The following is a 12802-nucleotide window of genomic DNA, read 5'->3' as shown; positions in this document are numbered from 1 at the left end:
GATGACGACCCCCGAGACCGCGCCCGCCCGCGACTATTCCAAGACCCTGTTCCTGCCGCAGACCGAGTTCCCGATGCGCGCCGGCCTGCCGGTGCGCGAGCCGCTGTTCATCGAGCGCTGGAAGCGGATGGACCTCTACGGGAAGCTGCGCGCCGGCGGCCAGGGCCGGCCGAAATTCGTGCTCCACGACGGCCCGCCCTACGCCAACGGCAACATCCACATCGGCACGGCGCTCAACAAGATCCTCAAGGACGTGGTGGTCCGTTCGCAGACCGCCCTCGGCTTCGACGCCAACTACGTCCCGGGCTGGGACTGCCACGGCCTGCCGATCGAGTGGAAGATCGAGGAGCAGTACCGCGCCAAGGGCCGCAACAAGGACGACGTGCCGGTGATCGAGTTCCGGCAGGAATGCCGGACTTTCGCGGCCCACTGGCTCGACGTGCAGCGCGAGGAATTCAAGCGGCTCGGCGTCACCGGCGACTGGGACCATCCCTACGCGACCATGGCGTACCCGGCCGAGGCGGTGATCGCCGACGAGCTGATGAAGTTCTCGATGAGCGGCCAGCTCTATCGCGGCTCGAAGCCCGTGATGTGGTCGGTGGTGGAGAAGACCGCGCTGGCCGAGGCGGAGGTCGAGTACGAGGAGCACGTCAGCGACACGATTTTTTGTGCTTTTCCGATCCGGTCCGGCGCCGAGGGTGATCTCGCGCAGGCCCGGGTGGTGATCTGGACGACCACCCCCTGGACGATCCCGGGCAACCGCGCGGTCGCCTACTCCAAGAAGATCGCCTACGGCCTTTACCGGGTCACCGAGGCGCCGGCCGACAACTGGGCGACCCCCGGCCAGACCTATGTCCTCGCCGACAGCCTGGCCGCGACCGTGTTCAAGGCCGCCCGCGTCGAGGCGTTCGCGCGCGTCGGCGACGTGAGCCCGGCGATGCTCGCCGCCCTCACCCTGGACCATCCCCTGGCCCAGCGCGGCTACGGCTTCGCGGTGCCGATGCTCGACGGCGACCATGTCACGGACGAGTCCGGCACGGGCTTCGTCCACACGGCGCCGAGCCACGGCCGCGAGGATTTCGAGCTCTGGATGGCGAGCGGCCGGTCGCTGCGCGAGCGCGGCATCGACACGACCATCCCCTACACGGTGGATGCGGACGGCGTGCTCACCGAGGCGGCCCCGGGCTTCACCGGCACCCGCGTGCTCACCGCCAAGGGCGAGAAGGGCGACGCCAACAAGGCGGTCATCGCCGCGCTGACCGAGGCCGGGGCGCTGATCGCCCGCGGGGTGCTGCGCCACCAATACCCGCATTCCTGGCGCTCCAAGAAGCCGGTGATCTTCCGCAACACGCCGCAATGGTTCATCGCCATGGACCGGCCGGTGGATTCCCTCGGCGACCGGACGCTCCGCGAGGTGGCCCTTCAGGGCATCGACGACACCCAGTGGGTGCCGGCCCAGGGGAAGAACCGCATCACCGGCATGGTCGCCAACCGGCCGGACTGGGTGGTCTCGCGCCAGCGCGCCTGGGGCGTGCCGATCACCGTGTTCGTTCACCGGGAGACGGCCGAGATCCTGAAGGACGAGCGCGTCAACGCCCGCATCCGCGACGCCTTCGCGGCCGAGGGCGCCGACGCGTGGTTCCAGGACGACGCCGCCCAGCGCTTCCTGGCGCCGGACCACGACCCGGCCGCCTACGACAAGGTCACCGACGTCCTCGACGTCTGGTTCGATTCGGGCTCGACCCACGCCTTCGTGCTGGACGATCCGGAGGCCTTCCCGGGCCTGGCCGGAGTGACGCGCGTCCGCGACGGCGGCCAGGATCGGGTCATGTACCTGGAGGGCTCCGACCAGCACCGCGGCTGGTTCCAGTCCTCGCTGCTCGAATCCGCCGGCACCCGCGGCCGGGCCCCCTACGACATCGTCCTGACCCACGGCTTCGTGCTCGACGGCAAGGGCCTGAAGATGTCGAAGTCCAAGGGCAACGTCGTCGCGCCGCAGAGCGTCATCAAGGATTCGGGGGCCGACATCCTGCGCCTGTGGGTCGCCGCCTCCGACTACACCGACGACCTGCGCATCGGACCGGAGATCATCAAGACCTTCGCGGAGACCTACCGGAAGCTGCGCAACTCCCTGCGGTGGATGCTGGGCTCGCTGGCCCACCGGGTTCAGGGCGACGACGTGGCCTACGCGGACATGCCGGAGCTGGAGCGGCTGATCCTGCACCGGCTCGCCGAGCTCGACGGCGAGATCCGCGAGGCCTACGCGGCCTTCGACACCAAGCGGGTGGTGGCGCTGCTCAACGGCTTCATGACCGGCGACCTGTCGTCCTTCTACTTCGATGTCCGCAAGGACGCCCTGTACTGCGACCCGATCTCCTCGGTCCGCCGCCGGGCGGCGCTGCAGGTGATCGACGAGGCCTTCCGGCGGGTGGCGATCTGGCTCGCCCCGGTGCTCGCCTTCACGGCCGAGGAGGCGTGGCTCGATCGCTACCCGTCCGAGGACGGATCGGTGCATCTCCAGACCCTGCCGGAGACCCCGGCCGCGTGGCTCGACGCCGCCCTCGCGGAGCGCTGGCACAAGATCCGGCGGGTGCGGCGGGTCGTGACCGGCGCCCTGGAGATCGAGCGCGCGGCGAAGCGCATCGGCGCGAGCCTGGAGGCGGCCCCGCTTGTCTACGTCGCGGATCCCGAGTTGCTCGCCGCGCTCGAGGGCTGCGACTTCGCCGACACCTGCATCACCTCGGACATCACCGTGGTGGCGGGCGAGGGGCCGGCCGACGCCTTCCGCCTCGACGAGGTGCGCGGCGTCGCCGTGGTGCCGAGCCCGGCCGAGGGGCGCAAATGCGCCCGCTCCTGGCGGGTGAGCCCCAGCGTTGGCAGCGATCCGGACTATCCGGACGTGACCCCCCGCGACGCCCGGGCCCTGCGCGAGTGGGACGCGGCGCATCCGGAGGCGAGCGCGGCGTGAAGAGGCGCGCGACGGTGCTCTCCCTCTCCTCCCTGCGGGGGAGAGTGGCCCTCGCGTCCGCGAGGGTCGGCAGAGGGGAGCCCGGCTTCCGGTTGCGGCGCGACCGTCTTGAAGCCCACAGCCTTTCTCTGCGCCGTCGCTCCCCCCTCTCCCGCTGCTGCGCAGGGTACCCTCCCCCGCAGAGGGGAGAGGGCGATGCGCCCGCACGGCACGGGTCGCGGGGTCGGCGCCCGTGACCCCCTTCCGCGCCGGCCTTCTGGCCCTCCTCCTCACCCTGGTCCTCGACCAGGCCACCAAGCTCGGCCTCTATTTCGGCACCGACCTCGTGCTGACCCAGCCCTGGCGGCTGGCGCCGTTCGTCGACTTCGTCGTGGTCTGGAACCGGGGCGTCTCCTACGGCCTGTTCCAGCAGGAGGGCGGGATCGGGCGCTGGCTCCTCGTGGTCCTGTCGCTCGCCGCCGCGATCGGCCTCGGGATCTGGATGCGCCGGGCCGGCTCGCGGCTCCTCGGCGTCGCCCTGGGGCTCATCGTCGGCGGGGCGCTCGGCAACGCCATCGACCGGGCCGCCTACGGGGCGGTGTTCGACTTCGTCCACCTGCATGCCGGCGGCTGGTCCTGGTACGTGTTCAACGTCGCCGATGCGGCGATCGTGGCCGGCGTGATCGGCCTGATCCTCGACAGCCTGTCCCCGGACAGCCGCAAGGAGCGGCCGCTTCCGTCGCAGGGCGACCCCGCGCCGCGCCTGTGATCCGCGCAACACACAGGTCCACCTGCATGCCTGCCCTGGCGCAACGTGGCCAAGGCGCCATACGATCGCCGGAAACCGGTCTCAGGCCGGGACCCGTCGGATCAGGCCGCGCCGCGGTCATCCCAGAGCCGGACGCTCCGTCCGGAACCCGTGAGGCAGCATGACCGGGCATAGCAGGCTTCGTCCCCTCCTCTCCGCCGCGGTCGTCCTGGCCCCGCTCTGCGCCGGCACCGCGCAGGCGCAGGAGCGCGGCGAATTCATGCGCGACGCGCTGTCGGGCATCGGCCTCTTGGAGAAGCGCCAGGATCCGATCGACTATCACGAGCGCCCGCCGCTGGTGATGCCGCCCAAGATCGACGGCAAGGCCCTGCCCCAGCCCCGGGCGCGCTCCACCAGCACCGCGTGGCCGAAGGATCCCGAGATCGTCGAGCGCGAGCGCGCCGCCGTGGAGCGGCGTAATCCCAGGGGTGCCCAGGCCCAGGGCCGCTACGACGACAACAACGCGACGCTCTCCGTGGATGAGATGCGCGGCGGCCGCCGCGCCGGGGCGGGCCTCACGACCACGGCCGAGCGGAAGCCCGGCGACAACAACCGCGACGACAGCCTGCTCAGCCCCTTCGAGCTCCTGAAGGGCAAGAGCGCCAATGCCGAGCCGTCCGACATCGAGCCGAGCCGCGACACGCTCACGGATCCGCCGACCGGATACCGCCAGTCGCCCAAGAAGCTGGCCCGCCCGCCGTCGAGCGACCCGATCAACAACGCCAGCCGCGAACGCGAAGAGGCGGATCCCGGCGCGTATCTCCGGAAGCGCGCGCAGCAGTGACGGGGGGCGCCGTGTCGCCGTTGCAACGACGACGCGGCATGGCAACATGAGATGATCGTCCCGGTACGGCTCTTGCCCACCGGAGACCAGGACGGCCCCGAACCACGAACGCGTCCTGTCGTGGAACGCTTCGATCCGGGGCCGGCAGAAGGAAAGCGGAATGCACCTGTTCAGGAAGGCGACGCCCCACCTCTTCCCGCTGCGTCCGGGTTCGTCCTTCGGCGGCAGCGCCGGCCGGGGCGAGGCCGCGCCGTTCGGGCGTTCCGAGGCGGGCGGACCGGAAGTGACGGCCTTCACCCTCGACAACGGCCTCGACGTGGTGGTCGTCCCCGACCACCGGGCCCCCGTCGCCACCCACATGATCTGGTACCGCAACGGCTCGGCCGATGATCCCCTCGGCCAGTCGGGCATCGCCCACTTCCTCGAGCACCTGATGTTCAAGGGCACCGAGAAACACCCCGTCGGGGCCTTCTCCAAGGCGGTGTCGGGCCTGGGCGGCCAGGAGAACGCCTTCACCAGCTACGACTACACGGCCTATTTCCAGCGGGTCGCCCGGGATCATCTCGGCACCATGATGGCGTTCGAGGCGGACCGGATGAGCGGCCTCGTCCTCGACGATGCCGTCGTGGCGCCCGAGCGCGACGTGGTGCTGGAGGAGCGCCGCATGCGGGTCGAGACCGACCCCTCCGCGCAGCTCTCCGAGGCGATGGCCGCCGGCCTGTTCGTGCACCATCCCTACGGCATCCCGATCATCGGCTGGATGCACGAGATCGAGGGCCTGAACCGCGAGCATGCGCTCGCCTACTACAAGCGCTTCTACACCCCCGAGAACGCCATCCTGGTGGTCGCGGGCGACGTCACCCCGGACGAGGTGCGTCGCCTCGCCGAGGACACCTACGGCCGCGTGACGCCCCAGGGCGCCCGGCCGGAGCGCCTGCGTGCGCGGGAGCCGGAGCCGAAGGCGCTGCGCCGCGTCGCCGTGGCCGACCCGAAGGTGGAGCAGCCGACCCTGCAGCGGCTCTACCTCACGCCCTCCTGCATCACCGCCCGCGACGGCGGCTGCCACGACCTGGAACTCCTCGCCGAGGTGCTGGGCGGCGGCTCGACCTCCTACCTCTACCGCAAGCTGGTCATGGAGAGCGGCCTCGCGGTGAATGCCGGCGCCTGGTACATGGGCTCGGCGATCGACGACACCCGCTTCTCCGTCTACGCGGTGCCCGCCGAGGGCGTGCCGCTGGAGAAGCTGGAGGAGGCCGTCGACAAGGTGCTGCGCCGCGCGCCCGCCGAGGCCCTGGACGCCGAGGCGATCGAGCGGGCCAAGACCCGCCTCGTGGCCGAGACCGTGTACTCCTCCGACAGCCAGTCGTCGCTGGCGCGCATCTACGGGTCTGCGCTCGCGATCGGCGAGACCATCGAGGAGGTCCGCCGCTGGCCGACCGATATCGAGGGGGTGACGCAGGACCGCCTCAAGACCGCCGCCGAGCGCTGGCTGACGCCGGCCCGCTCGGTGACCGGTTACCTGACCAAGGCGCAGGATCCGGACGCCCCGGTCGCGATGGCCGCCGAGTAGCCCCGGGCGCGTCCCGCCCGGCCCTCGGAGGGCCGGCACGGGGCGTGTGCCGAACGGGAGCCTTGGCCCGCTCCGCCGTCGCCCGAGAAAGAGACAAGAGGTTCCCATGAGCTTGGCCGAGACTCTGGTCGAGACCGCCGCCCCCGCCGCCACGTCGCCCACGACGGCGCTGCCGGTGACGACCGCCCCCGGCATCGAGGCGTGGCACGTCGAATCGCCGGTGGTGCCGATGATCGCCCTCGCCTTCACCTTCGAGGGCGGCGCCGCGCAGGACCCGGCGGGCAAGGCCGGCTGCGCCCAGATGCTGGCGCGGCTCCTCGATGAAGGGGCGGGCGACCTCACCTCCGATCTGTTCCAGGAGCGGCTGGCCGCCCGGGCCATCGAACTGTCCTTCCATGCCGGCGCCGACGCGGTCGGCGGCTCGCTGAAGATGCTGGTCAAGCATGCCGACGAGGGCATCGCCCTCCTCGCCCTGGCGCTGGCCAAGCCCCGCTTCGATCCGGACGCGATCGAGCGGGTTCGGGCCCAGATCATCGCCGGCCTGCGCTACCAGCAGAACGATCCGGGCGTCCTGGCCTCGCGGCGCTTCTTCAAGGAGGCCTTCGCCGGCCACCCCTACGCCCGACCCTCCTCCGGCACCGTGGAGAGCGTCGCGGCGATCACCCGCGAGGACCTGCTGGAGATGCATGCCCGCATCATCGGGCGCGGCCGGGTCAAGGTTGCGGCCGTCGGCGCCATCGGGGCGGAGCAACTCGCCGAGGGTCTGAACCGCGCCTTCGGGGCGCTCCCCGAGGCCGGGGCGCTGAAGGCGGTGCCGCGGACCGAGGTCCAGGATCTCGGCCGCCGCATCGTCGTCGACCTCGACGTGCCCCAGTCGGTGATCCGGTTCGGCATGGCCGGCGTGCCCTGGCGGGACCCGGATTTCATCCCGGCCTACGTGCTGAACCACATCCTCGGGGGCGGCGCCTTCACGTCCCGCCTGTTCCAGGAGGTGCGCGAGAAGCGCGGGCTGGCCTACTCGGTGGGGACCTCCCTGGTCAGCCACCGGTCCGCCGCGATGACCTGGGGCTACACCGCCACCAAGAACGAGCGCGTCGGCGAGGCGCTGTCGGTGATCGGCGACGAGATCGGCCGGCTCATCACCGACGGGCCGGACGACGACGAATTGCAGAAGGCCAAGGACTACCTCACCGGCTCCTACGCCCTGGGCTTCGACACCTCGACCAAGATCGCCCACCAGCTGGTGCAGATCGCCTTCGAGGAGCTCGGCATGGACTACATCGCCCGCCGCAACGCCATGGTCTCGGCCGTGACCCAGGCGGATATCCGCCGGGCCGCCGCCCGCACCTTCGCGGACGGCAAGATGCTGGTGGTCGCCGCCGGCCGTCCGGTCGGGCTCTGAGCTTTCGGAGCGGACCATCGCGGCGGTCGACCGCGAGGCCGTCCGCTCCAACCCTTCATCCTGGAGGCTGAACGATCGTCGATCGTTCAGCCTCCAGGTGTTGTCCAGGGCCCGCACGGCTGGCTGGAAGACCTGTCCCAGTCCCCGCGCACGGCGTCGGCATCTCCGGACCGGATTGCGCCCGGACGAGGCGCCTTCCGACGCGATGTCGATCGGCCCGGAAGCCTCGGTGCTCGCAGTGCCGGCGGGGATCCCTACCTGAGACGCATCGGCGTCAACCCCCGGATCGACATGCACCTCACCGGCCTCCATCACCTCACGGCGGTGACCGCCCGCGCGGCCGAGAACGTCGCCTTCTACACCGGGACGCTGGGCCTGCGCCTCGTCAAGAAGACGGTGAATCAGGATGACGTCTCGGCCTACCACCTGTTCTACGCGGACGGGCTGGCGAGCCCCGGCACGGACATCACCTTCTTCGACTGGCCGGCGCCCCCGGAACGGCGGGGCTCCAACAGCATCACCCGCACGCATCTGCGTGTGCCCGGCGAGGGCGCGGTGGCCTGGTGGCACGCCCGGCTGCGCGAGGCCGGGATCGTCGAGGCCGAGCCCGCCCTGCGCGACGGGCGCCTCACCCTCGACTTCGAGGATCCGGAGGGTCAGCGCCTCGCCCTGGTCGATGACGGCGGGACCGGGCCGGAGCATCCCTGGGACGGCTCGCCGGTGCCGGCGGCCTACCAGATTCGCGGCCTCGGCCCGATCCGGCTCTCGGTGCCGGACCCGGCCCGCACCGCCGCGGTGCTGACCGAGGTGCTCGGCATGCGTCGGGACCGCGTCTTCGAGACGGGCGACGGGCCGGTGGCGGTCTACGCCATGGGGCCCGGCGGCCCGGCCGCGGAGGTCCAGCTCCTGGCCGATCGGTCCGCGCCGGCCCGCCAGGGCGCGGGCGCGGTTCACCACGTCGCCTTCCGCATCCCGGATGCGGATTACGGCGGCTGGGCCGACCGGCTCAAGGCCGCCCGGGTTCCGACCAGCGGGCCGGTGGACCGCTACTACTTCCGCAGCCTCTACTTCCGCGAGCCCAACGGCATCCTGTTCGAGATCGCCACGGATGGGCCCGGCTTCACCGCGGACGAGCCGCTGGAGACCCTGGGCGACCGCCTCGCCCTGCCGCCGTTCCTTGAGCCGCGCCGGGCCGAGATCGAGGCGGGATTGAAGCCGCTCCACCCCGGAACCGCCGGCTGATCGCGCCGCGCGAGGCCCGGCGGGCGGCAACCCTCCCATGTCCGGAGCGGTGCTGCAGACCTTCCGCGAAGACGCTAAATATTCGAACGATTCCAGGCCGTTCACTTCTTTCGCGAGTGTGATCCCGGCGCGCCTTGACGGGCGTGCTGCAACTGCGAAAGAAGCAGCGCGCGTGTGTCATCCGGATCCGGGCGGGCTCTCTCGTCGAGGATCCACCCCCGCCCGAGCGGGGCGGCGGGGATCCGCCGAACCACGGCCCCCGAATCGTCGGGACCGTGAGCCGAGCATCAGAGGATTCGAGGGCTGATCCGTCGATGAGCAAGTTCTACGAGGAGCGCGTCCTGTCGGTCCACCACTGGACCGACAATCTGTTCTCGTTCCGCACGACCCGCGACCCGGCGTTCCGGTTCCGCAACGGCGAGTTCACCATGATCGGCCTGGAGGTCGAGGGCCGGCCGCTGCTGCGCGCCTATTCCGTGGTCTCGGCCAATTACGAGGAGGAGCTGGAGTTCTTCTCGATCAAGGTCCAGGACGGCCCGCTGACCTCGAAGCTCCAGCATCTCAAAGTCGGCGACCCGATCATCGTCGGCAAGAAGCCCACCGGCACCCTGGTGCTCGACAACCTCCTGCCGGGCAAGAACCTCTATCTGCTCGGCACCGGCACGGGGCTCGCGCCGTTCCTGTCGATCATCAAGGATCCGGAGGCTTACGAGCGCTTCGAGAAGGTCGTGCTGGTCCATGGCTGCCGGCAGGTGCAGGAACTCGCCTACGGCGAGACCATCACCGAGACGCTGCCGAAGCACGAATTCCTGGGGGAGATGATCTCGAACCAGCTGATCTACTACCCGACCGTGACCCGCGAGCCGTTCCGCAATCGCGGCCGGATCACCGACCTCATGGTCTCGGGCAAGCTGTTCGAAGATATCGGCCTGCCGGACATGTCGATCGAGAACGACCGGTTCATGCTGTGCGGCAGCCCCGACATGATCCGCGACACGCGCGAGCTGCTCTCGGGCCGCGGCTACGAGGAGGGCAACCACGGCGAGGCCGGTCACTACGTGATCGAGAAGGCCTTCGTGGAGAAGTAGCCCGCCGCGCAGGTCGGTTTCGGGTTCAGCCCGGTGCGGTCCGCCGCGCCGGGCTTTTCTGTGCCTGCGCGTCCCCGGATCCGGTCGCGGGGGCGGGGCGCAGGATCGCCCCGTATCCCTCCTGATCGTCGCCGACGAAGCGGATGCCCGCCCCTTCGAGGACCGTGCGGATCGCCGCGAGGGTCCGGTTGCGGGGCTGGACCTGTTCGCTCTCGATCATGTTCAGGGTGACGACGGAGACCGCGGCGCGGCTCGCGAGAACCCCTTGCGTCCATTTGAGAAGTCCGCGGCCGGCGCGGATCTGGGCGGCAGTGATCATGGCTCCGGCATCGCCCGAACTGAAAGAATTTTCAAGTTTCTGGTTGACGCAGGTCGAGCGCGGCCGTATCCACCCCGCCATCGGCCTGCCGGGCCGGTGATCCGAGGTTATCGCACCCTTGGGACGTCCGCGGCCGGCGAGCCGCGGGGGTGAAACGCCCAGTCCGCCTCGATCGGACATGACCGGCAGACCTCTGATATTCACCGGCGCGGGCCGGAGACGCTCGGTTATCCCTGTCACGGATCCCCCCGAGCCTCATCGACACGCCCGCGTCACCCGCAGCCCCGTTCGGACGGAGCCTGGCATGAAACAGCACGACGGAATCGGCGTCGCGGCGTTCGCCCGTCCCGGGCTGATGCGACCGTTACGGTCGTATCGCGGGGCTCTCGGCCCGAGAGGCTGAGCGCGTCCGGGCGGAGCCCGGCGCCGCCGACGCGGTTCCCACGCGCGTCTCGAGGACCCTGCGGGCCGGCAGGGGACGGTTATCATCGGTAGAGCGCCGCGGGCTTGTCCCGCGGAGGTTGCGGGTTCGATCCCCGCCGGGGGCCGCGAGGTCGCCGGAGCTCATGCCCGTCCCCGACACCACGACCGCAGGGCCCCGCGAGACGACCGTGGAGCCGACCGTGCGCGGATCCCGACCGACGATGCGGGCCGGAGAGGAACGGTTATCCTGACGCAGGAGGAGGTCGCGGGTTCGAATCCCGCCGGGCCGCGAGGCCCGTAGCTCAGCCCGGATAGAGCGCCCAGACACCGTTCCTCACGCCACGACTGCATCGCCCGGACGCGGGCCGGAAGACGAAGGTTCTCGGGATCCGAGGGGTGCGGGTGCAAGTCCCGCCGGGCCGTCAGGCCCGTCGCTCAAGCAGAGCATCGGACAAGCCCTTCGTCGCCGCCACGCCCGCAGCCGGACGGAAACCCGCCCCCGACGACACGAGAGACCGGCCGCCCGGCAGCGGCGGAGGACGATGCGCTGCGGCCGCGTCCCCCGCCCGTCCGCGCGCGCCGAAACGCGCCACCGGCCGGCGATCGGCCGCGATGGAGAGAGGAGAGACAGAGAGGAGCCCGCCATGACGAAGCTTGCACAGATGTTCCGGCTCCGAGCCACCCCGCAGGCGGAGCCGATCCCCGGCACGGTGCCGAATGCCGCCGGGGGCCACGCCTTCGCGGTCGGCGACTGGGCGCGGTTCGACCGCTTCCTGGTGCTCGGCTCCGAGGGCGGCTCGTACTACGCGAGCCCGCGCGCCCTGACCGCCGAGAACGCGGCTTCCGTGCAGCGGTGCATCGCGCAGGACGGCGCCCGCGCGGTCGCCGCCATCGTGGCGGTGAGCGAGGGCGGCCGGGCTCCGAAGCAGGATCCGGCGATCTTCGCCCTGGCGCTGGCGGCCGCTTCGGCGGATCTGGCGACCCGGCGCGCGGCGCTCGCGGCCCTGCCCCGGGTCTGCCGCACCGGCACGCACCTGTTCCAGTTCGCCGCGTCCGTCGAGGCGATGCGCGGCTGGGGCCGGGGCCTGCGCCGGGCCGTCGGCGGCTGGTACTGCGCCAAGCCCGTGGAGGCCCTGGCCTTCCAGGCGGTGAAGTACCGGGCCCGTCAGGGCTGGTCGCACCGCGACCTGCTGCGGCTGGCCCATCCGGAGACGGAGGAGCCCGCCCGGAAGGCGCTGTTCGACTGGATCTGCCGCGGCACCGTGACCGAGGCCGCCCCCGGGATCGTCCACGCCTTCGCGCAGGTGCAGACGGAGGGCATCGACGGGGCGGTGGCCGCCGCCCTGGTGCGCTCGCACGGCCTGCCGTGGGAGGCGCTGCCGACCGGGCTGATGGGCAGCCGCGCGGTGAACGAGGCCCTGATCGAGCGGATGCCGGTCGGAGCCCTCGTGCGCCAGCTCGGCCGCCTGACGGCCGCGGGGGTGCTCGCGCCCTTCTCGGAGGGCACCGAGCATGTCCGGTCGGTCCTGTCGGACCGGGAGCGCATCCTCCGGGCGCGCCTCCACCCGATGGCGCTGCTGCTCGCCCTCAAGACCTACGCCTCCGGGCGCGGTCAGCGGGGCACGCTCGCCTGGGAGCCGGTGGCCGCGATCGTCGAGGCGCTGAACGCCGCGTTCTACACGGCGTTCAGCGCGGTGGAGCCCACGGGCCGGCGCCTCGTGCTGGCGCTGGACGTCTCGGGTTCGATGGGCGCCAGCACGGTCGCGGGCTCGACGCTCACGGCCCGGGAGGCGGCCGCCGCGATGGTGCTCGTCACCGCGGCGACGGAGGAGCACTGGCAGGTGCTCGGCTTCACCGACGGTCTGACGCCCCTGGCGATCGGCCCGTCGATGCGGCTCGATCAGGCGGTGCGGGCGACCGCCGACCTGCCGTTCGGCGCCACCGACTGCGCCCTGCCGATGCGCTGGGCGCTGGAGCGGGGCGTGAAGGCCGACGCGTTCGTGGTCTACACGGACTCGGAGACCTGGGCGGGGTCGGTCCACCCGGTCCAGGCCCTGCGGGCGTACCGGGAGAAGACCGGGATCCCGGCGAAGCTGGTGGTCGTGGGGCTGGTCTCCAACGGCTTCAGCATCGCCGACCCGGCGGATCCCGGCATGCTCGACGTGGTCGGCTTCGACGCGGCGGCGCCGGCCGTGATCGCGGATTTCATCCGCGCGTGA

General features: G+C 71.5%; 9 protein-coding genes and 2 tRNA genes. 10 read left to right on the top strand and 1 reads right to left on the bottom strand.

Annotated elements, in window-relative coordinates; genetic code table 11:
- The first annotated feature begins 1 nt into the window (after position 1).
- The 7 genes from ileS (at position 2) to A3862_RS22290 (ending at position 9841) form a co-directional block, all read left to right on the top strand.
- Positions 2–2968, top strand: coding sequence for an isoleucine--tRNA ligase (gene ileS, locus A3862_RS22320; RefSeq protein WP_043756976.1), 2967 nt, complete (start codon positions 2–4; stop codon positions 2966–2968).
- Between the two features lie 232 nt (positions 2969–3200).
- On the top strand, positions 3201–3716 hold the full coding sequence (gene lspA / locus A3862_RS22315; RefSeq protein WP_043756978.1) for a signal peptidase II: 516 nt from the start codon (positions 3201–3203) through the stop codon (positions 3714–3716).
- 160 nt (positions 3717–3876) lie between these two features.
- Positions 3877–4539: a hypothetical protein gene (locus tag A3862_RS22310; RefSeq protein ID WP_043346925.1), complete on the top strand. Its 663-nt coding sequence runs from the start codon at positions 3877–3879 to the stop codon at positions 4537–4539.
- 160 nt (positions 4540–4699) lie between these two features.
- Complete coding sequence (locus A3862_RS22305) at positions 4700–6109, top strand: M16 family metallopeptidase (protein WP_043346924.1); 1410 nt, start codon at positions 4700–4702, stop codon at positions 6107–6109.
- Between the two features lie 106 nt (positions 6110–6215).
- Positions 6216–7511 (top strand): M16 family metallopeptidase, encoded by a 1296-nt coding sequence (locus A3862_RS22300; RefSeq protein ID WP_043756983.1) that lies wholly within the window; start codon positions 6216–6218, stop codon positions 7509–7511.
- Positions 7512–7802: 291 nt separating this feature from the next.
- A complete protein-coding gene (locus tag A3862_RS22295; protein WP_043756987.1) occupies positions 7803–8753 on the top strand; it encodes a ring-cleaving dioxygenase in 951 nt (316 codons plus the stop codon).
- 314 nt (positions 8754–9067) lie between these two features.
- Entirely contained in the window at positions 9068–9841 is a 774-nt protein-coding gene (locus A3862_RS22290) for a ferredoxin--NADP reductase (RefSeq protein ID WP_043346916.1), read from the top strand.
- 25 nt (positions 9842–9866) lie between these two features.
- Here the strand turns inward: A3862_RS22290 and A3862_RS22285 are convergent, their stop codons facing one another.
- Positions 9867–10160, bottom strand: a complete 294-nt coding sequence (locus tag A3862_RS22285; RefSeq protein ID WP_043756991.1) for a helix-turn-helix domain-containing protein — start codon at positions 10158–10160, stop codon at positions 9867–9869.
- Positions 10161–10806: 646 nt separating this feature from the next.
- Between A3862_RS22285 and A3862_RS31645 the strand changes: the two genes are divergently transcribed.
- From A3862_RS31645 to A3862_RS22280, 3 genes are all read left to right on the top strand, one after another.
- A tRNA-Ser gene (locus A3862_RS31645) sits at positions 10807–10874 on the top strand.
- Positions 10875–11006, top strand: a tRNA-OTHER gene (locus tag A3862_RS31640). It begins immediately after the preceding tRNA gene.
- A gap of 221 nt (positions 11007–11227) precedes the next feature.
- Positions 11228–12802 (top strand): TROVE domain-containing protein, encoded by a 1575-nt coding sequence (locus A3862_RS22280; RefSeq protein ID WP_043756994.1) that lies wholly within the window; start codon positions 11228–11230, stop codon positions 12800–12802.

Source organism: Methylobacterium sp. XJLW, assembly GCF_003254375.1.
Lineage (GTDB): Bacteria > Pseudomonadota > Alphaproteobacteria > Rhizobiales > Beijerinckiaceae > Methylobacterium > Methylobacterium fujisawaense.
This window is presented reverse-complemented; position numbering and strand designations above follow the sequence as displayed.